The organism is Bradyrhizobium sp. 22, assembly GCF_000482425.1.
Lineage (GTDB): Bacteria > Pseudomonadota > Alphaproteobacteria > Rhizobiales > Xanthobacteraceae > Bradyrhizobium > Bradyrhizobium japonicum_B.
Window position 1 is genome coordinate 3,552,359 of the sequence record NZ_KI519399.1, and the last position, 24,955, is coordinate 3,577,313.

19 protein-coding genes and 1 riboswitch are annotated in these 24,955 nt (G+C 65.5%); of the genes, 15 read left to right on the top strand and 4 right to left on the bottom strand.

Annotated elements, in window-relative coordinates; translation table 11 throughout:
• The first annotated feature begins 9 nt into the window (after positions 1 to 9).
• The 3 genes from lpdA to K410_RS0118205 all read left to right on the top strand — a co-directional run bounded on the left by lpdA (position 10) and on the right by K410_RS0118205 (position 3,894).
• Entirely contained in the window at positions 10 to 1,431 is a 1,422-nt protein-coding gene (gene lpdA, locus K410_RS0118195) for a dihydrolipoyl dehydrogenase (RefSeq protein ID WP_028136216.1), read from the top strand.
• A 166-nt stretch (positions 1,432 to 1,597) separates the two neighbouring features.
• Positions 1,598 to 2,839 carry a threonine synthase gene (locus tag K410_RS0118200; RefSeq protein WP_028136217.1) on the top strand — a complete coding sequence of 414 codons (1,242 nt, stop codon included), beginning with the start codon at positions 1,598 to 1,600 and terminating at the stop codon, positions 2,837 to 2,839.
• 83 nt (positions 2,840 to 2,922) lie between these two features.
• Positions 2,923 to 3,894: a tripartite tricarboxylate transporter substrate binding protein BugD gene (locus K410_RS0118205; RefSeq protein ID WP_028136218.1), complete on the top strand. Its 972-nt coding sequence runs from the start codon at positions 2,923 to 2,925 to the stop codon at positions 3,892 to 3,894.
• 85 nt (positions 3,895 to 3,979) lie between these two features.
• On the opposite strand, the gene K410_RS0118210 is transcribed toward K410_RS0118205, so the two are convergent.
• Positions 3,980 to 4,900 carry a LysR family transcriptional regulator gene (locus K410_RS0118210; RefSeq protein ID WP_028136219.1) on the bottom strand — a complete coding sequence of 307 codons (921 nt, stop codon included), beginning with the start codon at positions 4,898 to 4,900 and terminating at the stop codon, positions 3,980 to 3,982.
• A 190-nt stretch (positions 4,901 to 5,090) separates the two neighbouring features.
• On the opposite strand from K410_RS0118210, the gene K410_RS0118215 reads away from it, so the two are divergent.
• The gene (locus K410_RS0118215; protein ID WP_028136220.1) at positions 5,091 to 5,516 is read left to right on the top strand and encodes a YybH family protein; all 426 of its coding nucleotides are present in this window, start codon (positions 5,091 to 5,093) and stop codon (positions 5,514 to 5,516) included.
• Between the two features lie 22 nt (positions 5,517 to 5,538).
• Here K410_RS0118215 and K410_RS0118220 read toward each other — a convergent pair whose 3' ends face one another.
• The gene (locus K410_RS0118220; protein ID WP_028136221.1) at positions 5,539 to 7,719 is read right to left on the bottom strand and encodes a lytic transglycosylase domain-containing protein; all 2,181 of its coding nucleotides are present in this window, start codon (positions 7,717 to 7,719) and stop codon (positions 5,539 to 5,541) included.
• A gap of 320 nt (positions 7,720 to 8,039) precedes the next feature.
• On the opposite strand from K410_RS0118220, the gene K410_RS0118225 reads away from it, so the two are divergent.
• The 8 genes from K410_RS0118225 to K410_RS0118260 all read left to right on the top strand — a co-directional run bounded on the left by K410_RS0118225 (position 8,040) and on the right by K410_RS0118260 (position 18,037).
• A complete protein-coding gene (locus K410_RS0118225) occupies positions 8,040 to 9,776 on the top strand; it encodes an adenylate/guanylate cyclase domain-containing protein (protein WP_028136222.1) in 1,737 nt (578 codons plus the stop codon).
• A 106-nt stretch (positions 9,777 to 9,882) separates the two neighbouring features.
• Entirely contained in the window at positions 9,883 to 10,059 is a 177-nt protein-coding gene (locus K410_RS40400; protein ID WP_196236021.1) for a hypothetical protein, read from the top strand.
• 148 nt (positions 10,060 to 10,207) lie between these two features.
• On the top strand, positions 10,208 to 10,420 hold the full coding sequence (locus K410_RS0118235) for a hypothetical protein (RefSeq protein WP_028136223.1): 213 nt from the start codon (positions 10,208 to 10,210) through the stop codon (positions 10,418 to 10,420).
• Between the two features lie 108 nt (positions 10,421 to 10,528).
• Positions 10,529 to 10,792 (top strand): hypothetical protein, encoded by a 264-nt coding sequence (locus K410_RS0118240; protein WP_245269395.1) that lies wholly within the window; start codon positions 10,529 to 10,531, stop codon positions 10,790 to 10,792.
• Positions 10,793 to 10,831: 39 nt separating this feature from the next.
• Positions 10,832 to 11,045, top strand: a riboswitch (cobalamin riboswitch).
• 114 nt (positions 11,046 to 11,159) lie between these two features.
• Positions 11,160 to 13,397, top strand: a complete 2,238-nt coding sequence (locus K410_RS0118245; RefSeq protein ID WP_028136225.1) for a TonB-dependent receptor — start codon at positions 11,160 to 11,162, stop codon at positions 13,395 to 13,397.
• 55 nt (positions 13,398 to 13,452) lie between these two features.
• Entirely contained in the window at positions 13,453 to 14,034 is a 582-nt protein-coding gene (locus K410_RS0118250) for a hypothetical protein (protein WP_028136226.1), read from the top strand.
• Between the two features lie 1,467 nt (positions 14,035 to 15,501).
• Positions 15,502 to 17,223 carry a dihydroxy-acid dehydratase gene (gene ilvD / locus K410_RS0118255; protein ID WP_028136227.1) on the top strand — a complete coding sequence of 574 codons (1,722 nt, stop codon included), beginning with the start codon at positions 15,502 to 15,504 and terminating at the stop codon, positions 17,221 to 17,223.
• Complete coding sequence (locus K410_RS0118260) at positions 17,210 to 18,037, top strand: tetratricopeptide repeat protein (RefSeq protein WP_028136228.1); 828 nt, start codon at positions 17,210 to 17,212, stop codon at positions 18,035 to 18,037. Before ilvD ends, K410_RS0118260 begins: the two co-directional genes overlap by 14 nt.
• A gap of 59 nt (positions 18,038 to 18,096) precedes the next feature.
• Here K410_RS0118260 and xth read toward each other — a convergent pair whose 3' ends face one another.
• Positions 18,097 to 18,894 carry an exodeoxyribonuclease III gene (xth, locus tag K410_RS0118265; RefSeq protein ID WP_049820088.1) on the bottom strand — a complete coding sequence of 266 codons (798 nt, stop codon included), beginning with the start codon at positions 18,892 to 18,894 and terminating at the stop codon, positions 18,097 to 18,099.
• A gap of 155 nt (positions 18,895 to 19,049) precedes the next feature.
• Between xth and K410_RS0118270 the strand changes: the two genes are divergently transcribed.
• Positions 19,050 to 21,371, top strand: coding sequence for a hybrid sensor histidine kinase/response regulator (locus K410_RS0118270; RefSeq protein WP_028136230.1), 2,322 nt, complete (start codon positions 19,050 to 19,052; stop codon positions 21,369 to 21,371).
• 4 nt (positions 21,372 to 21,375) lie between these two features.
• On the opposite strand, the gene erpA is transcribed toward K410_RS0118270, so the two are convergent.
• Positions 21,376 to 21,705: an iron-sulfur cluster insertion protein ErpA gene (gene erpA, locus K410_RS0118275; protein ID WP_008547246.1), complete on the bottom strand. Its 330-nt coding sequence runs from the start codon at positions 21,703 to 21,705 to the stop codon at positions 21,376 to 21,378.
• Between the two features lie 129 nt (positions 21,706 to 21,834).
• Between erpA and K410_RS0118280 the strand changes: the two genes are divergently transcribed.
• On the top strand, positions 21,835 to 23,031 hold the full coding sequence (locus K410_RS0118280; RefSeq protein ID WP_049820089.1) for a deoxyguanosinetriphosphate triphosphohydrolase: 1,197 nt from the start codon (positions 21,835 to 21,837) through the stop codon (positions 23,029 to 23,031).
• 9 nt (positions 23,032 to 23,040) lie between these two features.
• A complete protein-coding gene (gene argS, locus K410_RS0118285; RefSeq protein ID WP_028136232.1) occupies positions 23,041 to 24,831 on the top strand; it encodes an arginine--tRNA ligase in 1,791 nt (596 codons plus the stop codon).
• Positions 24,832 to 24,955 lie beyond the last annotated feature (124 nt).

Here is a 24,955-nt window from a genome sequence, read left to right on the forward strand (position 1 = left end):
GGAGCCGCCATGGCCGACACATCCTTCGACGTCATCATCATCGGCTCCGGTCCCGGCGGCTACGTCACCGCGATCCGCGCCGCGCAGCTCGGCTTCAAGACCGCGATCGTCGAAAAGTCCTATCTCGGCGGCATCTGCCTGAACTGGGGCTGCATCCCGACCAAGGCGCTGCTGCGCTCGGCCGAGATCTACCACTACATGCAGCATGCGAAAGACTACGGCCTCTCGGCGGAGAAGATCTCGTTCGATCCCAAGGCCGTGGTGCAGCGCTCGCGCGGCGTCTCCAAACGCCTCAACGACGGCGTCGGCTTCCTGATGAAGAAGAATAAGGTCAGCGTGATCTGGGGCGCGGCCGCGATCGACGCACCCGGCAAGATCACCGTGAAGAAGTCCGACGTCGAGGCGCCGAAGGGCGCGCTGGGCGAGGGGAGCTATCAGGCCAAGCACATCATCGTCGCCACCGGCGCACGGCCGCGCGTGCTGCCGGGACTCGAGCCCGACAAGAAGCTGGTCTGGACCTATTTCGAAGCGATGGTGCCGGAGCGCATGCCGAAATCGCTGCTGGTGGTCGGCTCCGGCGCGATCGGCATCGAGTTCGCCTCGTTCTTCCATACCATGGGAAGTGACGTGACGGTGGTCGAGGTGCTGCCGCAGATCCTGCCCGTCGAGGACGCCGAGATCGCAGGCCTCGCCCGCAAGCGCCTTGAGAAGCAGGGCATCAAGATCATGTCCTCGACCAAGGTGACCAAGCTGGAGAAGAAGGCCGACAGCGTCGTCGCCACCATCGACGACGGCAAGGGCAAGCCGGTCACGACCGAGTTCGAGCGCGTGATCTCGGCAGTCGGCGTGGTCGGCAACATCGAGAATCTCGGCCTGGAAAAGCTCGGCGTGAAGACCGACCGCGGCATCGTCGTGGTCGACGGCTACGGCAAGACCAACGTTCCCGGCATCTACGCCATCGGCGACGTCGCGGGTCCGCCCATGCTGGCGCACAAGGCCGAGCATGAGGGCGTGATCTGCGTCGAGGCGATCAAGGGGCTCAACCCGCATCCCATGGACAAGAATCTGATCCCGGGCTGCACCTATTGCCACCCGCAGGTGGCGTCCGTCGGCTTGACGGAAGCCAAGGCCAAGGAGAATGGCCGCGAGATCCGCGTCGGCCGCTTCCCCTTCGTCGGCAACGGCAAGGCCATCGCGCTCGGCGAGGATCAGGGCCTCGTCAAGGTCATCTTCGACAAGAAGACCGGCCAGCTGTTAGGGGCCCACATGGTCGGCGCGGAAGTGACCGAACTGATCCAGGGCTACGTCGTCGCCATGAATTTGGAGACGACGGAAGAGGAGCTGATGCACACCGTGTTCCCGCATCCGACCCTATCGGAGATGATGAAGGAAGCCGTGCTGGATGCGTATGGACGGGTGTTGAACATATGACGACTGCCGTCATTGCGAGCGAAGCGAAGCAATCCAGACTGCCTCCGCGGAAAGAGTCTGGATTGCTTCGTCGCATCTGCGCAAAATTGCTCCGCAATTTTGTCGCGGGCTCCTCACAATGACGCGTGGAAAGAGCGGTTTGAACAAGCAAGAAGAAAGAAGCAGCATGCACGACAACGACAACCTCACCATCGAACGCCCGACCTTCGTCACCCATCTCGAATGCGCGATGGAGGGCGATCATTACGCCGCCGACCAGGTCCACAATCTCTCCAAGGCCGGCAAGCCGCTGCTGGTGCGCTACGATCTTGCAGGCGTGAAGAAGGCGCTGACCAAGGACGCCCTCGCGCAGCGGCCGGGCGACATGTGGCGCTACCGCGAGCTCTTGCCGGTGCGCAAATGCCAGGACATCGTCTCGCTCGGCGAGGTCACCACGCCGCTGATCCGGCTGCCCAAGCTCGGCAAGAAGCTCGGCGGCGGCGAGATCATCGTCAAGGACGAGGGCCGCTTGCCGACCGGCTCGTTCAAGGCGCGCGGCCTCGTCATGGCGGTGTCGATGGGCAAGGCGCTCGGCATCAAGCACATGGCGATGCCGACCAACGGCAATGCCGGCGCGGCGCTGGCGGCCTACGCCACGAGCTGCGGCATCAAGACCACGATCTTCTGCCCGGCCGACACGCCCGAGGTGAACGTCAGCGAGATCGAGCTGCAGGGCGCCACCGTCTACCGCGTCAACGGCTATATCGACGATTGCGGCAAGATCGTCGGCGAGGGCAAGGCCAAGGTCGGCTGGTTCGACACCTCGACGCTGAAGGAGCCGTACCGCATCGAAGGCAAGAAGACGATGGGCCTCGAGCTCGCCGAGCAGCTCGGCTGGGACGTGCCCGACGTGATCTTCTATCCGACCGGCGGCGGCACCGGCCTGATCGGGATGTGGAAGGCTTTCGACGAACTCGAGAGAATTGGCTTCATCGGTTCGAAGCGCCCGCGCATGGTCGCGGTGCAGGCCTCCGGTTGCGCGCCGATGGTGCGGGCCTTTGAGGCCGGGACCGAGCACGCCACGCGCTGGGAGGACGCTCACACCATTGCCTCGGGCATCCGCGTGCCGCAGGCGATCGGCGATTTCCTGATCCTGCGGGCGGTGCGCGAGAGCAAGGGCTTTGCCATCGCGGTCGACGACGACAAGATCTCGACGGCGCTGAACGAGGTCGCGCGCGAGGAGGGGCTGCTGCTCTGCCCCGAGGGCGCCGCAACCTACGCCGCCTACAAGGAGAGCCTTGCCGACGGCCGCGTCTCGAAGAGTGATCGCGTGATGCTGTTCAACTGCGCCACCGGCCTGAAATATCCGCTGCCGCCGGTCACCCGCACGCTCGACCGCCACAAGCCGATCGATTACGCGCAGTTCTAGCGCGGGATAGGCTACGCACGATCCCTCTTCCCGTACGCGGGCAGAGGCCAAACAACAACAAAGACATCGCTGGGGAGAAGACAATGACGAAGGCCGTCTGGGCTGCGCTGTTTGCTGTTCTCGCTGCTGTCGGCGCCGCGCGCGCCGACGACTATCCCACCCGTCCGATCACCATCATCGTGCCATTCGCGGCGGGCGGACCGTCCGATGCGATGGCGCGCGTGCTGGCCGAGCGCATGCGGGTGCCGCTCGGCCAGCCCGTCGTGATCGAGAACGTCACCGGCGCCGGCGGCTCGATCGGCGTCGGCCGCGCCGTGCAATCGCCGCCGGACGGCTACACCATCTCGTTCGGCCATCTCGGCACCCACGTCGCCAACGGCGCCGTCTACAAGCTCAAATACGACCTCGTTGCCGACCTCGAGCCGGTGGTGCTGCTGCCGAGCAATCCGATGATGGTCGTCAGCAAGAACGCGGTGCCCGCGACGTCGCTGAAGGAGCTGATCGAATGGCTGAAATCGCGCAGCTCGGCGCCGACGGCGGGCACCGCCGGCGCCGGCTCCGGCAGCCACATCGCCGGCGTCTATTTGGAAAGCATCTCCGGCATCAAGCTGCAATACGTGCCGTATCGCGGCACCGCGCCCGCGCTGAACGACCTGATCGCCGGCCAGATCGACATCATGGTCGACCAGGCCTCCAACTCGATCGGTCAGGTCCGCGCCGGCACCATCCGCGCCTACGGCATCACCGACAGCAAGCGCCTGGCCTCGGCGCCGGAGATCCCGACCGTGGAGGAGGCGGGCCTGAAGGGCTTCAACATGACGCTGTGGTCGGGCATGTGGGTTCCGAAGGGCACGCCGAAGGAGATCGTGGCAAAGCTCAACGCCGCGGCCGTGGAAGCGCTGAACGATCCCGCCGTGCGGAAGCAGCTCGAAAACCAGGGTCTGGAGATGACGCCGAAGGACCAGCTCGCCCCCGAAGCGCTCGGCACAAGGCAGAAGGCCGAGATCGCAAAATGGTGGCCGATCATCAAGGCGGCGAACATCAAGGTGGATTGAGGGGGCTTGTAGCTGGTGCGGTCATTGCCCCGATGGATGCGCAAGCGCATCCACTCATCTGGCCTCGGTCCGCTTCGACGCTGGGTCACTTGGGCGGCTCCCGCAGGTCGCGCAATTGAGGCGAAGGATTGGCCCGGCGGCCTTCCAGCAAATCGCGCTCGTCGCCGAGGACACGGGCCATAAACTCGGTAAACGCGCGCACCCGTGCCGTCCGGCTCAAGTCCTCATGGGTTAGCAGCCAAAGCTCGGATTTGGCATCCGGCAGGACCTCTCCCACCCGTATTAGCCCGCCAGCCGCCTCGCCGAGGTAGCACGGCAGGACGGTCCGCCCCAGTCCCGCGGACGCAAGGTCGCGCAGCGCCAGTAGACTGTCCGCGCGAGCCGCGATTTCGACGCCGGGCACGTTTGCCCGCGTCCAGCGGCCGACGACAGTCCCGGACAGGCTGTCATCGGGAACGAGCCATGGGCCTGCATGGGCACCCGGGGCCGCATAGATGCCGAACGCGAGTCCGCACACTCGCCTGCCGCGGAGCACTTCGGGAGGACCGGTCATAGGGCGCACCGCGACGTCAGCCTCGCGGCGGGTCAGATTCGCGGGGATATTGCCGACCACCAATTCGATGATCACGGCGGGGTGGCGGACTCGAAAGGCTGCCAAGTGCTGGGGCAGGGTGGCCGCGGCCAGCGTATCGGTCGTGGCCACCCGCAGCGTGCCATGCATCTGCAGATCCCGTCCGGCCAAACGACGCTCCAGGTCGGCGACCGCGTCGGAGACGTGCCTTGCTGTCGCGAGCAATTGCTCGCCACCGGCGGTGAGCCCGTACCCCGTGTGAAGCCGCTCGAATAGCCGGCATTGGTGCGTTCGCTCGAAGGCCTTCACGCGTCGCAGCACGGTGGTTCGGTTCACTCCTAACGCGCGCGCAGCGCCAGCGAGCCCGCCCTGCTCGGCAACTGCAAGCATAAAACGCAGATCATTCCATTCGATGCGACGGGGTATGTGGGCCATTGCAGCCGAGCTCCGATGTTCGAGGAAAGGGCGCCGCAAACGCATGGGCTCCGAATTCTGCGCATCGGCCGTTTCAGCGAAAAAGGGTGTGCAATGGTGCACATCGCGACTGCAGGTTCGCATCATGGCCCCCTAACGCAAGCCGCGTTATCTGCAGCATCGGGGCTGACTTCACGAAGGAGACGTCAATATGGGTTCCCCGGCGCCTGAACTCAGCAATCTGTGGCTCGCGCGCGCCTTCAACGCGCAAGATGTCGACGCTGCAGCGGCCCTCTATCATCCGGAAGCTTCGATCGTGCAGGTCGACGCGGTGCACGGAGGAACCAAGATCGCGCGCGGCGCGGACGCGATCCGGGCCACCATGGCGTCCTATATCGCCCTCAAGCCCCACATGGACGTCGTGACCCACCACACGACCATCTCGGGCGATTTCGCGATGACGCGTTCGCAATGGCTCATTACTGGCCAGGCGGAGGACGGGAGGCCGATCGAGGTGCATCATCACGGGATGGAGGTTCACCGTAGGGGCGACGACGGCACGTGGTATTTCTTTCTGGATCACCCATTCGGCGCGGATCCGTCCTGGGCGGTCCCTCGTCCGCCTGAGACGGATTGACAGGACACACGAGAAAAGGCGTTCAATCCACCGGCATTGCCGTGGCGCTGGCGTCCTTCGTCACGACGCGTTCGTCGCTCTTGCCGGCGACCATGCTGCTATCCTCGAACCGCGCGCGATAGACCAGCACGTTCTCGATCACGCGCTGGACGTAGTTGCGCGTCTCCGACAGCGGGATGCGCTCGACCCAGTCCACCGGGTCGACCTTGGGATCCCGGGGGTCGCCGCGCGCCTGCACCCAATCGCGCACGCGGCCGCGGCCGGCATTGTAGCCGGCGAAGGTCATGATCTGATTGCCGCGATATTCCGAGAACAGCGCGCTGAGCTCGGCGGCGCCCATCTGCGTGTTGTAGACGGGATCGGAGACCATCCTGTCCCAATCGTAAGTCAGGCCGAAGCGCTTCGCGGTGTCGCGTCCCGCTACCGGCGTCACCTGCATCAGCCCGACCGCGTTGGCATGCGACTTGTCGCGCTGCTCGAACGAGCTCTCGGTGCGCGCCACCGAATAGATCACGCTGGTCTCGATCGCGGGCGCGACCTGCTTGTGCTCGGGGATACCGATGGTGGGAAAGGCGTAATGGTCGAGCGCGAGCCCGCGCGCCAGCGCCGTCTTGCCGACCTCCAGCATCACGCGGGCATCGTTGCGACGCCGGGCGAGCTCGCCCAGCGCTTCGAGCGCGGCGACGTCGGTGCTCTCCTTGGCAAAGTCCTCGGCGTAATAGAACACCAGGTCGCGCTCGCCGATGCCGTAGAGCATGTCGGCGGCGCGCACGCGCTCGTCCGCGGGTGGCGTATCTGCCGCGGCCAGGACATGCGAGGGCGCTCGCAGCTCGACGCGGTCGAGGCCGAGCTTGGCGCGCGCCAGCTGACCGTAATAGGCGGTCGGATAGCGCGAGGCCGCCCGATAGCTCATGCGCGCATCGGCCATGGCACCCATCGCCTCGGCGGCGCGGCCGCGCCAATAATGGGCGCGCGACAGCGCGATCGGATTGGCCGAGCCCTCGTCGACGGCCACGAAGTGCACCATCGCCGTCCTGGGATCGTCGAGAAAGCGCAACGCGATCCAGCCGCACATGAAATGATAGTCGACGCGATAGACTTCCTTGTCCGGCACCGCGGCCGAGCGCACCACGTCATAGGCGGTTTTGAACTTGCCCTGGTCGAGCAGCTTGCGCGCAAGCATGCGCCGCTCGCGCCACCAGGCGTCGGTATCCTGCGCCGCCATGGTCTCGGGCGCGGCGGCCAGGATCACCTCGGCGGCATCGTCGATGCGATCGTTCTGGAGGTGCCATTGGGCGCGGCAGAGCACATAGCCGAGATCGCGCCGCGCTTCGCCCGGCACGTCCTCGAGATAATCCTTGGCCTTGCTCGACTTGCCGGTCACGGCGGCGCAGGCCTTGACGATCGCGAGCGCGTCCTCCCCGAGCCGTTTCGCAGCGCGCCGCGCAGCCGCGTAGTCCTTGGCACCGAGCCGCTTGTCCATGCGGGCGCGATGATCGTCCGCGGTGAGGAGGTCTCCGAACGCGTCGTAGGAATCCTGCTCGCTGCGTTCGGACAATTCGTCCGCGCGCCAGGCCTCGCGCACCAGCTGCGCGGCCCGGTCGGTCTCGCCTTCAGCGCGCAGCGCGCGGGCGAGCGCGAACTTGCCCTTGGCGCTGATCGGCCGGTCCATGGTGAATTTGTGCACGGTGGCAGCATCGCTCTTCTCCTGCCACAGCCGCGCCTCGGCACGGCGGCGCAGCAGCGTGCGGCTCGGCCAGTCCGGATTGGCGGCGAGGAACGCGGCGTAGCGCTTGAAATTCGCCGTGCTGTCGGAATGGCGCAGCATGAACCAGTCCGCGAGCTTCTGTCCGGCGGGATCGGCAATGCGCTCGCGCGCCGCGCTGGCATCCTCGCCCTTGCCCTTGCGCGTGAGGTCGATCACGTCCTTCAGCGCGGCGAGGTCGCCGGTCAGCGGCGGCAACGCCGGTTTGCTGGAAGGCTCGTCGATGGTCTTCGACTTGCGCTTGGCCTCGGCGTGCTTGCCGTGGCGCGACTTCGCCGCGGACTTCGCCGCGGCGTGACGCTGCTTGCCGGCTTTCGCCTCATGCGTCTTCTTCGGCGTGGAGGATTTGTGACTGCTTTTTGCCGCCAGCCCGGTGGGAACGAGAGCCAATGCGGCCACGGCAACGGCACACGCGAGCGAGCGTAGGCACTGGTTCATTCCATGGTCCCCCTGCGAAACCACCACAAACCAAGGTCCGCGACGACATGCGGCTTGAGAATCACGATACCGGATACGATGCCACGGCATCGTCCCGCATTCCTCACGCTGTCGCAACAATGCGGCGAAATACCGATGTGATGCGGGAACTCCGGGGAAATGAGGTGTTGGCTGTCCTTTAACCTTTATTAACGATCCGGACGTGCTCGACGGCGAGGACGGTTCAAGGCGCCTGAAGGAACCAGATTGCGCGTGTTCCCGCAGCTGGACTCGGTGTATGGAGTTCCCTCCCTGCATCCTTTTGGCCTTTGCCCGCACCTATGCCGATTTTCAACCAGTCGATCCGGCACAAGATCGTCGGCATCGCCCTCGGACTGATCGTCCTGATGCTGGTCACCTCGATCCTGTCGATGGTGATGTCGAGCCAGGTCGGCGTCCTCCTGGACGAGCTGACCAATCGCTACATCCCGGCCTACAGCCATCTGGCTCGCGCCAACATCCATTCGCTGGAGCGGGCGCTGGCGCTGCGGCGGGTGGTGATGACCAGGATGGAGGCGCCATCGGACGAGCAGGCCTATGCGGCGCGCCTTCGCGACTTCGAGGAATCCGACCGCAAGATCGAGGAGGACGCCGAGGCCGCACGCAAGCTCATCAACATGATCATCGACGACCCCAGGACCTATTCCGACAATGCCGCCCTGGGGCGGATCGATATCCGCATCGAGACCGCCGTCACCGAGCTGCGCCGCGACCTGAGCGAGGACCATGCGAAGCTGCTCAAGCAGGCCGACGCCAGGCAGATGACGGAGGCCCGCGGCACGCTGGAACACATCGACGTGGTGCGCGACCAGTTCAACCGGAAGGTCGATGCGATCCGCGCCGACATGCTGACGCAGGTCTTCTTCTCGACGACGCAGGTGATCGGCCGCCAGCATCAGGCGATCGTCGTCTCGGGCGTCGTGACGCTGCTCGCGGCGATCGTCGGCTTCGTCTTTGCGCTGATGGTGTCCAGCGGCATCACCCGCCCGGTGCGGCTGCTGCTCGCCGGAACCCGGGAGGTCGAGGCAGGCCGCTTCGACAAGACCATCACCGTCTCCACCCAGGACGAGATCGGCGAGCTCGCCGCGGCCTTCAACCGCATGACCGAGCAGCTCCGGCACAACGAGCGCATCCGCGAGACCTTCGGCCGCTACATCGATCCCAAGGTGGTGCAGGGGCTGATCGACCGGCCGGAGATCGCGATCGACGGCGAGCGCCGGGTCATGACCATCATGTTCTGCGACATGAGCGGCTTCACCTCGATGAGCGAGGGCATGACGCCGCGCGGCCTCGTCAAGGTGATGAACCACTATTTCACGGTGATGTCCGCACCCGTCAGGAACAATCGCGGCATCATCGACAAGTATATCGGCGATGCCATCATGTCCTATTGGGGGCCGCCCTTCATCGAGGACGGCGAGCAGGCGCTTCTTGCCGGCATCGCGGCGATCGAGATGGCCGATCAGGTGCCCGCGCTCCAGCGGCAGCTGCCCGACCTGCTCGGCATCCGCGCTATGCCCGCGCCGTGCGATTTGCGGATCGGCATCGCCACCGGCGAGGTGCTGACCGGCAGCATCGGCTCCGAGCTGATGATGAGCTTCACCGTGATGGGCGATGCCGTGAACCTGGCCTCGCGGCTGGAAGCGGTCAACAAGGTCTACGGCACCCGCATCCTGATCTCGCAGGCCACCGCCGAGGCGATCGGGACGCGGCTCGAGCTGCGCGAGATCGATCGTCTGGCGGTCGCCGGCCAGAGCGCGCCGCAGCCGATCTTCGAGGTGATGGCGAGGGCGGGCGGGCTCACCGATGCGCAAGCCAGCCTGCGCACGCACTATGCCGAGGCGCTTGCCGCCTATCGTATCAGGCGCTTCGATGCGGCGCGCGCTGCCTTCAACGCGGCCCTCGAAGCCGTTCCCGGTGACGGGCCCTCGCGCACGATGCTCGGCCGCATCGCGCAGCTCAAGGCGAGCCCGCCTGACGAGGCATGGGACGGCGCCTGGCGCCTCGACAGCAAATAGGGCCGCCGCACCGGAAAAATTGCTTCTGCTCGATAACGATGTTTGCCGTGACCTATTTCCCGGGCTTAGGTTGGATGTCCTTGAGGCGTTTGATGGGGACACGCCGATGCCAGAACTTCAGGACAGGCTGGAACGGTTTGAGACGCTCACCGCCGAATGCGAGCTGATCGCCAAGCTCGCCACCGATGGCAGCAAGCGCGAGTTCTATCTGAAGCTTTCGGAGCAGTACCGTCAGTTGGCGGTCGACATGCGGCAGGCGATCGCGACCGAGGCCGCGGCCTGAGGCCGGCTGCAATCCGTTCTTAAGGTTTGGCGCGCATCCTGATGGCATGCGGGCGTCGCTGATAGGTGATGCCCGTGGTGGGAAGGCCGGGGTTCGCTGCAATGCAGCGCGCACCGGAACGTCATTGTCGTGCTAGACAGGGCATCCCATGCGCCTCGTTGCCGTGATCATGTTCGCGCTCATGACGGCGGCCTGCGACCAGGAGCAGGACATCACCGGCTCGACGACGCCGGCCTGCCCCTTGCGGGCCTACAGCTACAATCCCCGCGACCTGAACCAGTGCGTCGCCGCCTGCAAAGCATGCGATCGCGGCACCACCGTCACCTGCTCGACCTCCTGCACCCTCAAGGGCGCGCGCTGAGCGCGTTGGCGGCCGCCTCCGGAGCTGCCTCTCGCAATTGGCGGTGCTTAGGCACCGGAACGATTCACTTGGGTTAATCATTGAAGAGGCGGCAGGACGTGGAGTCCGATGGAAATGGGTATGCTCGATCCCGGTCGATTTCTGGTGTCGTGCTCGCATTGCGAGGCCTGGCCGATGGCCGCCAATGTGAAGCGGTCGAGCTGGTCGGCGTCTCCGCATGAGGTCCGCTTTGTCTGCACGCGCTGCCGCCGCGAGGAAACCGCGATCGTCTCGGCCTCCGGCGAACTGACCCCGATCAAACGCATCGATGTTCCGCCGCGCGACGTCACGGCCGCCTGGGCCCTGGCGCAACGTCCGCGCGGACGGACCTGAGTGCCGCCCAACGGTCGATTGACACGCTGCCGGAGCGACACGTAAATGGCCGGCGACGGTTCTCCCCAGGGAGATCAAAAGGGAATGTGGTGCGGGACGTCCCAATGCCGGGATCTGTCCCAACGCCACGGCTGCCCCCGCAACTGTAAGCGGTGAATCTTTCGTCCTGTGCCACTGGGAACCTCGGTCCTGGGAAGGCGACGCAAGGTAACGACCCGCGAGCCAGGAGACCTGCCGTCAGCCGTGGTCACACGCGAAGATGTCGGTCGGGGAGTACAGACATTGGCTTCATCGGAGCAGTCCGCCGCTCTGCCGTGAAACCTCGTTCGCTGTGACGTGCCACTGACGTCATACCGAGGTGACAACAATGTCCCGTCTCGTTTCTGCCGCCCGGCGCCTCAGCGCCGGCCTGCTCGCATCCGTCTCGTTCCATTCGCTGGATCTGTCCTCCGCCTTCGCCCAGCAGGGGCTTGCCGAGCAATTGCCGCCGATCGAGGTGAGCAAGCCCGCCGATCAGAACCGCACGCGGGCGAGGGCGACAGGTGAGGGCGAGGCGACGCGGCCGCGGCGAGCCGCGAGCGTCGCGCCAGCAATCGACGGCACTGGCTCGTCCGGCTCGGGCTCGGAGGCTGTCGCCGGCGGCGGCGGTATCGTCGGAGCCGCCACGACCGTGATCACGGCCGCGGATATCGCGCATTCGCCGTCGCAGACGCTTGCCGAGATCATCGCCACGCAGGTGCCGGGGGCCCAGATCACGACGTTCTATGGCGGCCAGATCGGCGCCAAGACCAGCGTGGACCTGCGCGGCTTCGGCGCCTTTGCCACCGCCAACACGCTGGTGCTGGTCAACGGCCGGCGGCTCAACGACGTCGACATGGCGCAGGTGGACCTCTCCACCATCCCGCTCAATTCCATCGAGCGCATCGAGATCACGCGCGGCAATTCCGGCGCGGTGCTTTACGGCGACAACGCGGTCGGCGGCGTGATCAACATCGTCACCAGGACCGGCGCCGGCGGACCGCCCGTGACTGCGCGCATCGAGGCCGGATTCGGCTCGTTCAACACCAGGCTCGGCAACGTCTCGACCTCGCTCAATTCCGGTCCATGGTCGACCTCGTTCTACGGCAATGCCGTCAGGACCGACGGCTATCGCGACAACAATCGCTATTCCCAGCAGAACGGTGTCGGCAATCTCAACTACACCACGCCGGGCCTGAGCGCGTTTCTCACCATCACCGGCGATAATCAGGAGCTGCGGCTGCCGGGCGGCCGCACCGTCGATCCCTCGATCGGCCTCGACGAGCTCAGGACCAACCGCCGAGGCACCAGCACGCCCTTCAATGCCGCCAACCAGCAGGGCTTCAGCGCAACGGCCGGGTTCACCAAGACTTTGGTCAACGGCGTCGATCTCATCGTCGACGGCGGTGTGCGCGACAAGCAGCAGCAGAGTACGTTCTTCTCCAGCCCGACGCCGGTTCCGGCCTTCTTCACCTCGACTTATGTCGAGTCCCAACTGACGAACTGGTCGATTACGCCGCGGCTCAGCGTGAAGAGCCTGCTGCTCGGCCTGCCGTCGCAGCTCCTGACCGGCATCGATTATTACGATGCGAGCTTTGCGCAGAACCGCGGCGCCGGGCAGGGGCTCGCCGCCTGGCACAATTACGACCTCCGGCAGCAGACGGTCGCGGGTTATTTCCAGCACACATTGGGCGTGCTGCCCACGACCGACATCTCCTACGGCGCGCGGGTGCAGAACGTCCGTCTTGCGGCACGCGACAATTTCGACGCGGCGGCGCCGTTCAATGCCGATATCGGTGCGCTGCCGCTGACGAGCGACGAGACCCAATATGCGCTGCATCTCGGGGCCGAGCATCGTCTCAACGACGTGGTCTCGCTGTTCGCTCGCGCCGCGCGCGCGTTCCGCACGCCTGACGTCGACGAGCGCCTGTCCTCGGGGCCGTCCTTCGATCCCCTGACTTTCGCCGCGATCCCGCAAACGTTCCAGCTCAAGACCCAGACCTCGCAGGACATCGAGGGCGGTCTGCGCATCAGGGGCGGCGGTCTGCAGCTGCAGAGCAGTCTCTATCTGATGGACCTCACCAACGAGGTCCATTTCAACCCGGTCCTGTTCTACAACACCAATCTCGATCCGACCCGGCGCTACGGCTCGGAGACCAGTCTGTCCTATCGCGTCAACGACACCCTGCTGCTGCGCTCCGGCATGGCCTATACCCGCGCGGTCTTCCGCGAAGGCATCTGGGCCGGCAACGACGTGCCGCTGGTGTCGCGCTATACGGCGAGTGCGGGTGTCAGCTGGAACATCTGGCAGAACTACGTGGTGCTCGATGCCACTGCGCGCTTCTGGAGCGAGCGGCGCATGGACAACGACCAGGCGGGCACCCAGAAGCCGATCCCGGCCGGCGGCACGATCGACCTCAAACTCAGCGGCCAGTACGAGCGCTACTTCTGGTCCCTCGGCGTCAACAATGTGCTGAATGCGCTCTACTACGACTACGCCATCGCCAGCACCTTCACGGACGGCCGCTTCAGTGCCTATCCGCTGCCCGGCCGTACCTATCTGCTCAAGGCCGGCGCCTCGTTTTGATCTCAAATGGAACGGCATCCGAAACAGAAGGAATTCACCCATGCTTCCTGACGTCATGGCTGGCAGCATCCAGCTGCCTCACGACGGCCGTCTCCGGCTTCAGCCGGTCGCGCCGCGCCTTGCGCCCATTTTCTGCTTTGCGCTGCTGACGGCGTCATGCGCGCTGGCCAGCTTTGCGTTCGCCTGCGCAACGCCGTTCGCGGCCTTCGCCGTCGTGGCCGCGGCGATGCTGCCGCTGCGTCCGGCGCTGCTCGTCGTCACCGGCGCCTGGCTCGTGAACCAGACCATCGGTTTCGGCGTGCTGCATTATCCCGTTGACGCCGGCACGATCGCCTGGGGTTTGGTCATCGGTGTGGCTGCGTTGCTGTCGACCGCGGCCTCGTCGACGGTGCTCGGCCTGCTGCCCCAGCACCGCACGCCGCTGCTGCTCGCGATCATGCTCGTCGTCGCCTATGGGATTTACGAGCTCGCGCTGCTCGCCCCAACGCCGTTCCTCGGCGGCGAGGGCGCCTTCACTGCCGCGATCGTGATGCGCATCGGCCTGACCAGCGCCGCCTGGCTCGCCGGCCTCGTCGCCGTCTGCGAGATCGTCCGTATGGTCGATCCGTTCGGCCGCAAGGGCGCGACGTCGGCGTGAGTGCTTCTTGTAGCCCGGTGGAGCGCAGCGCAATCCGGGGCCGCTCGCCCGGCATCTCGCATCGTCCCGGATTACGCTTGCGCTCGATCCGGGCTACGGCACCGTGCCTGTGTCGGTCTCTGTCAATCCATCAGCGCGAAAATATTCTACTTTACCGAAATTCGGAAAGGGCGTATGTGTCGCCCATCCCGGCTCAACCAGGAGGGGCGATCTCGAGGTCGTCTTGATCGCGAGCCGGGCTTGCGGTGGACGCGGCAGCGTCGGCACGAGAGGGGACGGGCAGGGCGGGTAGTCCCTGTGAGCCCGAACCCCGCGTGTGACGAACGGCGCTGCTAGGCTTCGTCTCGTCTGTAAGTTTCCGGTTCCGTGTACAAGGGCCGGGAATACTGCGGCGACATGGCGGGCCGTGCGTACGGCAAAACCGTGTGGTCCCGGCCGTCGTTGCTACGGTCAAGCCTACCGCGGAGGTGCGAGCGAGCCCAACCGGGCAGACTGCATCATCCAATCCGCGGGGCGAGGGAGGCCAGAAGGACATTCGGCTCCCGGGAGAGCGCGGCATAAGCCGTCCGACCATCGCGCAGGGAAGGCCGAGTGATCGGCACCACCTGTATGCTGCTGTGCGGTTCTTCTGCGTGTGCATTTTGCGCAGCAGACCGCGGGTGCGTTGTCAGCACCCGGCCTTCCCTGCGCCCTCTTGGATTTGAGGGTGGAGACGCAAGCAAAGCTCGGGCGAATTTGAGCCGCGAGAGCGAAAAGGCATGCCCGTCGCCACACACGCGATGTCATCGCCCGCGAAAGCGGGCGATCCAGTATTCCAGAGACGCCAGAGGTCAATCCGACAAGCCGCGGCGTACTGGATTGCCCGCCGGAGCCTGTCATCGGGCTCGCCGAAGGCGAGACCCGGTGGCGGGGAATGACAGGGGTGATTGGAGGACCAGCTCGCTCGCGTGCCCCGGACGCAGCGCAGCGTCCCCGGCGATGCGAAGCATCGTCCGGTACGGTGCGCTGCAGAGCCGGGGCCCATGTCGCGGCATTGGACCGTGTCGCCCTGGGTCCCGGCTCTGCGCCGCAACGCTCGCGCGTTGCGGCTTGTCCGGGACACGGCGGAGCGATCGAGGCGACTCACTTTGTGTCTGTTTCTGTCATTCAGCGCCACGCTGGAGCGCTTCCGAGTTTTGAAATCAGAGGTTGTGTATTGCCTTCCTTGCGGGGTATCCAAGTATGCCAACCCGTGTCTTCCCGGTAACGAATGTGCTGTCTACGCAACACTCATTCCGGATTTAACCGTCATCGCCGGTGGTTCGCATCACCGCCGCTTTTTGGCCACACCCGAACATGAATAAAATCACTCTAAGTTTTTGAAGGGCAGCGGCGGTCCCAGGCGGCGCCGGAAAATCCCAAGGTCGATACAAATCTTGGCTCTGATTTTTCGGGTCTGAAAGGGTCGACCGGGGAAGCTGGTTTGCGATGGGCGCGAAGTTTGACAAGCAGAGGCTGCCGAGCCGTCACGTGACGGAAGGCCCTGCGCGCGCGCCGCATCGGTCCTATTTCTACGCCATGGGTCTGACCACCGAGCAGATCCACCAGCCCTTCGTCGGCGTCGCTTCGTGCTGGAACGAAGCTGCGCCCTGCAACATTGCGCTGATGCGCCAGGCTCAGGCGGTGAAGAAGGGCGTGGCGTCGGCCGGCGGCACCCCGCGCGAGTTCTGCACCATCACCGTGACCGACGGCATCGCCATGGGGCACGACGGCATGCGCTCGTCGCTGCCGTCGCGCGAATGCATCGCCGATTCCGTCGAGCTCACCGTTCGCGGCCACGCCTATGACGCCCTGGTCGGCCTCGCCGGCTGCGACAAGTCGCTGCCCGGCATGATGATGGCGATGGTCCGCCTCAACGTGCCCTCGATCTTCATCTATGGCGGCTCGATCCTGCCCGGCACGTTCCGTGGGCAGCAGGTCACCGTGCAGGACATGTTCGAGGCCGTCGGCAAGCACTCGGTCGGGGCCATGTCGGACGAGGACCTCGACGAGATCGAGCGCGTGGCGTGCCCCTCGGCAGGCGCCTGCGGCGCGCAGTTCACCGCCAACACCATGGCGACCGTCTCCGAGGCGATCGGCCTCGCCCTGCCTTACTCGGCCGGTGCCCCGGCACCGTATGAAATCCGCGACGCCTTCTGCATGACCGCGGGCGAGAAAATCATGGACCTGATCGCGTCCAACATCCGGCCGCGCGACATCGTCACCCGCAAGGCCCTGGAGAACGCGGCTGCCGTGGTCGCGGCCTCCGGCGGCTCGACCAATGCTGCGCTGCACCTGCCGGCGATCGCGCATGAATGCGGCATCAAGTTTGACTTATTCGACGTCGCCGAAATCTTCAAAAAGACACCATATGTCGCGGATTTGAAGCCGGGCGGCCGTTATGTCGCCAAAGACATGTTTGAAGTAGGTGGCATACCGCTTCTGATGAAGACGCTGCTCGACAACGGCTTCCTGCACGGTGATTGCCTTACCGTCACGGGCCGCACGATCGCCGAAAACCTCAAGAGCGTGAAGTGGAATCCGCACCAGGACGTGGTGCACCCGGCAGACAAGCCCATCACCGTGACAGGCGGTGTGGTCGGTCTGAAGGGCAATTTGGCGCCAGAAGGTGCGATCGTGAAAGTCGCGGGAATGTCCAGCCTCAGGTTCACCGGTCCGGCCAGGTGCTTCGACCGTGAGGAGGATGCGTTCGAGGCGGTCCAGAACCGCACCTACCGCGAAGGCGAAGTCATCGTGATCCGCTACGAGGGGCCGAAGGGCGGCCCCGGCATGCGGGAAATGCTCCAGACCACCGCGGCGCTGACCGGCCAGGGCATGGGCGGCAAGATCGCGCTCATCACCGACGGCCGCTTCTCCGGCGCCACCCGCGGCTTCTGCATCGGCCATGTCGGCCCGGAAGCCGCCATCGGCGGCCCGATCGGGCTGCTCGAGGACGGCGACATCATCGAGATCGACGCGGTCAATGGGACCCTTAACGTAAAATTGAGCGACGCCGAGCTCGCCCAGCGCAAGACCAAATGGAGCGCTCGCGCGACTAACCACACGTCGGGTGCGCTCTGGAAGTATGCTCAGCAGGTTGGACCAGCGGTCGGGGGGGCAGTGACCCATCCGGGCGGCGCGCACGAGAAACAGTGCTATGCGGACATCTAGGCGTGCCATAGTTGCGTTTGTGTTGGGGGCTAGTGCGCTGGCCGCGCCGGCGCTCGCCTTTGACGGCGCGCCCGTCAACCCCAAGGACGCGACCATCCCGGTCGTGACCACCCTGCCGGGGACCGCGGCGACCGCGCGCGGCAAGGTCGCGCCGGCGGCCGTGCCGCAGGAGACCTCGCTCAGTGCGCTGCAATATGCAGCCGAGGGCGGCCACCCCATCGCGCAGTGGAAGCTCGGCCGGATGTACGCCAATGGCGACGGCGTCGCCCAGGACGATCTGCGCGCCTTCGAGTATTTCAGCCGGATCGCCAACGCGCATGCCGAGGACAGCCCGTCGGCGCCGCAGGCGCAGATCGTGGCCAACGCCTTCGTCGCGCTCGGCCGGTACTATCTCAGCGGCATCCCGAACTCGAAGATCAAGTCGGATCCGGAGCGGGCGCGGGAGATGTTCTCCTATGCGGCGTCCTATTTCGGCAATGCCGACGCGCAATACGATCTCGCCCGGCTCTACCTGAAGACGCCGGACGCCTCGCGCGAGGATTTCCGCTATGGCGCGCGCTGGCTCGGTCTCGCTGCCCAGAAGGGCCAGCACCAGGCGCAGGCGCTGCTTGGCCAGATGCTGTTCAACGGCGACCGTCTGCCGCGACAGGCCGCCCGTGGCCTGATGTGGCTGACCCTGGCCCGTGACAGCGCGGGGACGGAAGAGACCTGGATCAAGGAAAGCTACAACCGCGCCTTCGCCAAGGCCTCCGACGACGACCGCGCCATGGCCCTGCAAATGCTGGAGCAGTGGGTGCAGGGGCGCAGGGATTAGTCACCTTGCGCTGTCATTCCGGGGCGGCTCGAGGAGCCGAACCCGCACGGCGCTAGTGACTAAGCCGCCTCCAGATCCAGATCCGCCCATACCGGCACGTGATCCGACGGCTTCTCCCAGCCGCGCACATAGCTGTCGATCCCGACATTGGCGAGCTTGTCGCTGGCCTGCGGCGACAGCAGCAGATGGTCGATCCGCAGGCCCTGGTTCTTCTGCCAGGCCCCGGCCTGGTAGTCCCAGAAGGTGTACAGCCCGCCCTCGTCGGTGACCGCCCGCAAGGCATCGGTCAGGCCGAGGCCGAGCAGGGACTGGAAGCTCTCCCGCGTCTCGGTCTTGAACAGGGCGTCCTCGGTCCAGGCGGCCGGATTGTGCACGTCGCGGGCATGCGGGATGACGTTGAAGTCGCCGGCGAGGATCAGCGGCTCCTCGGTCTTGAGGCGCTCCTTCGAATAGTCAAGAAGCCGCGACATCCATTTGAGCTTGTAAGGATATTTCTCGGTCCCGACCGGGTTGCCGTTGGGCAGATAGAGGCAGGCGATGCGCAGCACACCCGATTTGAGCGTCACCACGCCTTCGAGGAAGCGGGCATGGGCGTCCTCGTCGTCGCCGGCAAGCCCCGACTTGGTCTCGTCGAAGCGGAGCTTGGAGAGCAGGGCGACGCCGTTGAAAGTCTTCTGCCCGTGCGTGACCACGTTGTAGCCGAGCGCCTCGATCTCCAGCCGCGGAAAGGCCTCGTCGACGCATTTGATCTCCTGGAGGCAGACGATGTCCGGCTGGCACTCCCTCAGCCAGGTCAGCAGCAGGTCGATCCGCTGCCGGACCGAGTTCACGTTCCAGGTGGCTACTCTGATGGTCATGTCGGGGGCTCCGGGCAGGGGCCATGGTTAGAACAAACTGCAAACGCGGCCGTCAAGGACGCCGCAAAATCTCCCACAAAATTAACCCGGCTTAAGCGGGCGGCAGGCCATTGATCGTCAAAAGGTTCCTCGGATGGGCTGGCCGGACGAAGTCGATGAAGCGAGCTGCGCTGCGTGACGGCCTGATCGGCGCCTTCCTGTATTGGCTGGGCGGCTTCGAGATCGAGGACGGGCTGACCGCCGGTCTCAGCGAGCGCGAGATCGGCCGCATCCGCGCCAAGCAGATCGATGCCGTGACGCGGCTGATCCCGGTGACGATGGCGGTGACGATGTTGAACGTCGCCATCGTGCTGATCCTGTTCTGGGGCCGCGGCTGGAACGATTTCCTCGCAATCTGGGGCCTGACGCTCGCCACAACCGCCTCGCTCGCGGTGCGCTCGTGGCGGAAATCGCATCAGAACCCGCCGCAGGAGGCCTCGCCCCGTGCCGCGCGGCAGATGCTGCGGCAGGCCTTTTTCCTCGCCGCGGTCTGGGGCGCGCTGCCGCTCGCTCTGTTCAGCCACATCGAACCGACCGGCCAGTTGATCCTGGCCTGCCTGATGGTCGGGATGATGTCCGGCGGCGCCTTCACGCTCTCGACCTTCCCGCGCGCCGGCCTCGTCTATCTCGCCACCATGACGGTCGCCTGCGCCGGCGCGCTGCTGCTGTGCGGCACCGGGCCCTATCTGGTGACGGCGGTGTTCCTGCTGCTGTTCGCATTCTTCATGGCGCGCAACATCGTCTCGCAGGGCAATCTCTTCCTCGGCAATCTCAAGGCCCAGCTCGAGCTGGAGCGGCAGACCGAGATCATCTCGCTGCTGCTGAAGGATTTTCAGGCGAACGCCAGCGACTGGCTGTGGCAGACCGATGCCGAAGGGCGCCTGGTCGACGTGCCCGACCGCTTTGCCGACGTCGCGCAGGTGCCGCTGCCGCTGCTGAAGGGATCGTATTTCGCCGACGTGCTCGACATGCTCTGCCCCGAGGACAAGAGCGCGGCCTACAACGTCGTCGGCCTGATGGAGCAGAACGAGCCGCTGCACGAGATGAACCTCAAGGTCGTCGCCGGCGGCGAGGCGCGGCTGTGGTCGCTGACGGCAAAGCCGGCCTATGACCGCGAGGGCCAGTTCCTCGGCTATCGCGGCTTCGGACGCGACGTGACCGAGCGCTGGCGCGCGGAAAAGGCCGAGGCCGAGAGCCGTGCCAAGTCCGATTTCCTCGCGGTGATGAGCCACGAGATCCGCACCCCCATGAACGGCGTGCTCGGGCTCGCCAGCATGCTGCTGGAGACCAAGCTCGATCCGGAGCAGCGCGAGGCCGTCACCACGATCCGCGAATCCGGCGACAATCTCCAGCGCATCCTCAACGACATCCTCGACCTGTCCAAGCTCGAGGCCGGGCGCTTCCAGTTTGAGGCGATCGATTTCACCCCGCAGGCGCTGATGGAGACTGTCGCCAACGTCGCGCGCGCAAGTGTCAAGAGCAACGGCAAGAGCAAGGATTTGGCAATCAAGCTCGAGCTCGATCCGAACCTGCCGCCGACGCTGCGCGGCGACGTCGCGCGCATTCGCCAGGTGCTGCTCAACCTCGCATCGAACGCGGTGAAGTTCACCGACGAAGGCGAGGTGACGATCTCTGCGACCTGTCAGGCGCGCCGCGACCTGCTGGCGACCGTGGAATGGGCAGTGACCGACAGCGGCATCGGCATCGCCCCCGAAAAGCTCGGCCAGCTCTTCAGCGACTTCGCGCAGGCCGATGCCTCGATCAGCCGCCGCTTCGGCGGCACCGGCCTTGGCTTGGCGATCAGCAGGCGCATCATCGAGCAAATGGGCGGCACCATCGGCGTCACCTCGACGCCGGGGCAGGGCTCGACCTTCCGTTTCACGCTGGTGCTGCCCTGGAGCCAGGCGCAGGCATCTGGCCACGCGTCGGAACGCGACGAGGCCGACGTGCTCAAGGCCCGCATCGCCGGCCTCGATCGGCCGCTAAAGGTGCTGGTCGCTGAGGACGATGCCGTCAATCGCATGGTGGTGAGCAAGATGCTGGGGGCCTTCGACGTCGAGCTGCGGGTCGTCACCGATGGCGCCGAGGCCGTCGCGGCGGCATCGGAGGGCAATTACGACGTCGTGCTGATGGATGTGCGCATGCCGGACATGGACGGGCTTGCCGCCACCCGTGCGATCCGCGCGCAGGGCGGGCGCTTCGCAAGCCTTCCGATCGTCGCGCTGACCGCGAACGCTTTCTCCGAGGATGTCAGGATCTGCCGTGAGGCCGGCATGTCGGACTTCCTCGCCAAGCCGCTGCGCAAGCCGGCGCTGGTCGCAGCCTTGTTGCGCGCGCTGGACGGCTACACGATGTCGGACGACGCGCCGCTCCAGCCGGACCTGATGCCGGTCGAAATGGAATGGACGGACGAGGAGAGGCAGGCGACCGGCGCGTAGCCAATCAGACCGAGAAGCTGGTGCCGCAGCCGCAGGACGCGGTGGCGTTTGGATTGTTGACGCGGAACGAGGCGCCGATCAGGTCGTCGACGAAATCGACCTGCGATCCCGCCAGGAACGGCTGCGAGGCGGAATCGACCAGCACCACCGCATTGTCCTGCTCGATCACGAGATCGTCGTCGGTCCTGCTACGGTCGATGTCGAACTTGTACTGGAAGCCCGAGCAGCCGCCGCCCTCGACCGAGATGCGCAGCATCGCGCCAGAGCCTTCGCCCTTGAGGATCTCTCCGATCCGGCGTGCGGCGCGGTCGCTGATGGTCACGGCAGTGGTCATTGTCGGTCTCCGATCGTCCGGTCGTCCCGCGTCATATCCATTTCATTTGGTATCCCGCGTCCGGCATAGTTAAGTGCAAGGATACGCAGAATCAAATGGATAGGGACTAAATTCGTCGTGTCCGTCGGAATGGCAGCTCCCCGCGCGCCCTATGCCTGCGATCCCGACCGCAGCCGTGGCCGGCTGGTCGCGGAGCCGCCGAGCCGGACCCGCAGCCCGTTCCGGCGGGATTGCGACCGGGTGATCCATTCCACTGCATTCCGCCGCCTGAAGTACAAGACCCAGGTGTTCGTGTTCCACGAGGGGGACCATTATCGCACGAGGCTGACCCACTCGCTGGAGGTGGCGCAGATCGCCCGCGCGCTAGCCCGGCAGCTTGGCCTCGACGAGGACCTCACCGAAACCCTGGCCCTTGCTCACGATCTCGGTCATCCCCCGTTCGGCCATGCCGGGGAGCGGGCGCTGGATGCCTGCCTGAAAGAGTTCGGCGGCTTCGACCACAATGCCCAGACGCTCCGCGTCGTCGCTTCGCTGGAGCACCGCTATCCCGAGTTCGACGGGCTCAACCTGACCTGGGAATCGCTGGAGGGCATCGTCAAGCACAACGGCCCACTGACCGATCGCAGCGGCGCGCCGGTGGGGCGCTATCGCGAGCACGGCATTCCCGTCGGCATCGCCGACTACGTCAGGACCTACGATCTCGAATTGTGGAGCTTCGCCTCGCTGGAGGCGCAGGTCGCCGCCATCGCCGACGACATCGCCTATGACGCCCACGACATCGACGATGGCCTGCGCGCCGGGCTGTTCCATCTCGACGATCTCAAGGTGATGCCGCTCACGGCCGAGATCATCGCCGAGACCTCCGCGCATTATCCCGACCTCGAAGACTTCAGGCGCGGCGCCGAGCTGGTGCGCGAGCTGATCTCGCATCTGATCGGCGCGGTGTTCGCGCAAGCGCAGAACAACCTCGCCGCGGTGAAGCCGCAATCGGCCCAGGACGTACGCCAGCAGAGCCGGGCCCTGGTCGCGTTCCCACCCGAGGTCGCGGAGGAAGAGGCCGCCATCAAGGCCTTCCTCTACCAGCACATGTACCGCCACAAGCGGGTGATGCGGGTGATGGGGGAGGCCGAGCAGATCCTGTTCGACCTGTTCGCGAAATACCTGCAATCCCCTGGCGAGCTGCCGCCGGAATGGCTGCTCGGGGCCGAGGCGGACAATGAGGGCGACCGGGCGCGCCGGATCGGCAATTTCATTGCCGGAATGACCGACCGTTTCGCCCTGACCGAGCACCAGCGGCTCTTTGACTCGACCCCGGATTTGCGTTAGGCGGCGGCCATGCCCGACACATCCTCAGCCCTGCATCTGTTCACCGACGTGCTCGCACGCGTGCACGCCGCCTGCCGCGCGCTTGCGAAGGAAGCAGGCTGGCCGGAGGGCATCGATTTCGCGCGCGTGGTGGTCGAGCCGCCGCGCGATGCCTCCCATGGCGACATGGCCACCAACGCCGCGATGGTGCTGGCGAAGGAGGCCAAGGCCAAGCCGCGCGAACTCGCCGAGCGGATCGCCGAGCGGCTGCGCGCCGACGCGCTGATCGCCAAGGTCGACGTCGCCGGTCCGGGCTTCATCAACCTGACCTTGAAGCCCGCCGCCTGGGCCGAGGCGCTGCGGACGGTGCTGCGCGAGGCCGCCGATTACGGCCGCGTCCGCGGCGGCTCCAAGGTGAACGTCGAATACGTCTCGGCCAATCCGACGGGGCCGATGCATGTCGGCCATTGCCGCGGCGCCGTGTTCGGCGACGCGCTGGCGAGCCTGCTCCAGTTCGCTGGCCACGATGTCACCCGCGAATATTATATCAACGACGCCGGCGCCCAGGTCGACGTGCTCGCGCGCTCCGCCTTCCTGCGCTATCGCGAGGCGCTCGGCGAGGACATCGGCGCGATCCCGGAAGGGCTCTATCCCGGCGACTACCTCAAGCCGGTCGGACAGGCGCTTGCGACGGAGCACGGCGACAAGCTCCTCGCGATGAGCGAGGCCGGGTGGCTGCCGACGGTCCGCGCCAAGGCGATCGCGATGATGATGGACGAGATCAAGGACGATCTCGCCGCCCTCAACATCCGCCACGACGTGTTCTTCTCGGAGCGCTCGCTGATCGAGGGCGGCAACAACAGGGTTGCCGAGACCATCGATTTCCTCAAGGCCAAGGGCGACATCTACGAAGGCCGCTTGCCGCCGCCGAAGGGCGCCCCGGTCGAGGACTGGGAAGACCGCGAGCAGCTGCTGTTCAGGGCGACCGCTTACGGCGACGACGTCGATCGTCCGCTGATCAAGTCGGACAATTCCTACACTTATTTCGCCTCCGACATCGCCTACCACAAAAACAAGTTCGACCGTGGTTTTGGGGAGATGATCGACGTCTGGGGCGCCGATCATGGCGGCTACATCAAGCGCATGCAGGCGGCGGTGAAGGCGGCGACGTCGGGCAAGGGCTCGCTCGACGTCAAGATCGTCCAGCTCGTCAAGCTGCTGCGCAATGGCGAGCCGGTCAAAATGTCGAAGCGGAGCGGGGACTTCGTCACCTTGCGTGAGGTGGTGGATGAAGTCGGTCAGGACGCCGTCCGTTTCATGATGCTCTATCGCAAGAACGACGCGGTGCTCGACTTTGACCTTGCCAAGGTCATGGAACAGTCGCGCGACAACCCGGTGTTCTACGTGCAGTACGGTCACGCCCGCGGCCACTCGATCTTCCGCAACGCGCGGGCCGAAATGTTCCCGGAGCTTCCCGAGGCGACCGACGAACGAATCGCCTGGCTCAGTGAGTCGGCGGTGGAACGGTTATCGGATCCGGTCGAGCTTGAACTTCTCAAGCGCCTCGCAATATATCCTCGTATGCTCGAAGCCGCCGCAGCGGCCCATGAGCCGCACCGAATTGCCTTTTATCTCTATGATTTAGCCAGCGAATTTCATGCACTTTGGACGAAGGGGCGCGATTTGCCCTATTTACGCTTCATTATCAATAATGATGCAGTTCTAACAAAGGCGCGGCTGGCCATGGTCCAGGGCGTCGTCTCGGTTCTGGCATCGGGCCTCGCCATCCTCGGCGTCCATGCTCCGAACGAGATGCGGTAGTTTGGGGCGAACTACTTAAGGGGAATTCGGGGGTAACCGGCAGAAGCCGGATCGCTTAGACTTGGTTGAAAGCCTTGTGGGTCGAAAGCCGTGCCTTGGTCGAGGGGCGCGCGGCTTTCCCGAA

Excerpts from the sequence above, each read along its gene's own strand:
- lpdA (WP_028136216.1), top strand. The coding sequence starts at position 10 with ATGGCCGACACATCCTTCGACGTCATCATCATCGGCTCCGGTCCCGGC.
- K410_RS0118200 (WP_028136217.1), top strand. The coding sequence starts at position 1,598 with ATGCACGACAACGACAACCTCACCATCGAACGCCCGACCTTCGTCACC.
- K410_RS0118205 (WP_028136218.1), top strand. The coding sequence starts at position 2,923 with ATGACGAAGGCCGTCTGGGCTGCGCTGTTTGCTGTTCTCGCTGCTGTC.
- K410_RS0118210 (WP_028136219.1), bottom strand. The coding sequence starts at position 4,900 with ATGGCCCACATACCCCGTCGCATCGAATGGAATGATCTGCGTTTTATG.
- K410_RS0118215 (WP_028136220.1), top strand. The coding sequence starts at position 5,091 with ATGGGTTCCCCGGCGCCTGAACTCAGCAATCTGTGGCTCGCGCGCGCC.
- K410_RS0118220 (WP_028136221.1), bottom strand. The coding sequence starts at position 7,719 with ATGAACCAGTGCCTACGCTCGCTCGCGTGTGCCGTTGCCGTGGCCGCA.
- K410_RS0118225 (WP_028136222.1), top strand. The coding sequence starts at position 8,040 with ATGCCGATTTTCAACCAGTCGATCCGGCACAAGATCGTCGGCATCGCC.
- K410_RS40400 (WP_196236021.1), top strand. The coding sequence starts at position 9,883 with ATGCCAGAACTTCAGGACAGGCTGGAACGGTTTGAGACGCTCACCGCC.
- K410_RS0118235 (WP_028136223.1), top strand. The coding sequence starts at position 10,208 with ATGCGCCTCGTTGCCGTGATCATGTTCGCGCTCATGACGGCGGCCTGC.
- K410_RS0118240 (WP_245269395.1), top strand. The coding sequence starts at position 10,529 with ATGGAAATGGGTATGCTCGATCCCGGTCGATTTCTGGTGTCGTGCTCG.
- K410_RS0118245 (WP_028136225.1), top strand. The coding sequence starts at position 11,160 with ATGTCCCGTCTCGTTTCTGCCGCCCGGCGCCTCAGCGCCGGCCTGCTC.
- K410_RS0118250 (WP_028136226.1), top strand. The coding sequence starts at position 13,453 with ATGGCTGGCAGCATCCAGCTGCCTCACGACGGCCGTCTCCGGCTTCAG.
- ilvD (WP_028136227.1), top strand. The coding sequence starts at position 15,502 with ATGGGCGCGAAGTTTGACAAGCAGAGGCTGCCGAGCCGTCACGTGACG.
- K410_RS0118260 (WP_028136228.1), top strand. The coding sequence starts at position 17,210 with ATGCGGACATCTAGGCGTGCCATAGTTGCGTTTGTGTTGGGGGCTAGT.
- xth (WP_049820088.1), bottom strand. The coding sequence starts at position 18,894 with ATGACCATCAGAGTAGCCACCTGGAACGTGAACTCGGTCCGGCAGCGG.
- K410_RS0118270 (WP_028136230.1), top strand. The coding sequence starts at position 19,050 with ATGAAGCGAGCTGCGCTGCGTGACGGCCTGATCGGCGCCTTCCTGTAT.
- erpA (WP_008547246.1), bottom strand. The coding sequence starts at position 21,705 with ATGACCACTGCCGTGACCATCAGCGACCGCGCCGCACGCCGGATCGGA.
- K410_RS0118280 (WP_049820089.1), top strand. The coding sequence starts at position 21,835 with ATGGCAGCTCCCCGCGCGCCCTATGCCTGCGATCCCGACCGCAGCCGT.
- argS (WP_028136232.1), top strand. The coding sequence starts at position 23,041 with ATGCCCGACACATCCTCAGCCCTGCATCTGTTCACCGACGTGCTCGCA.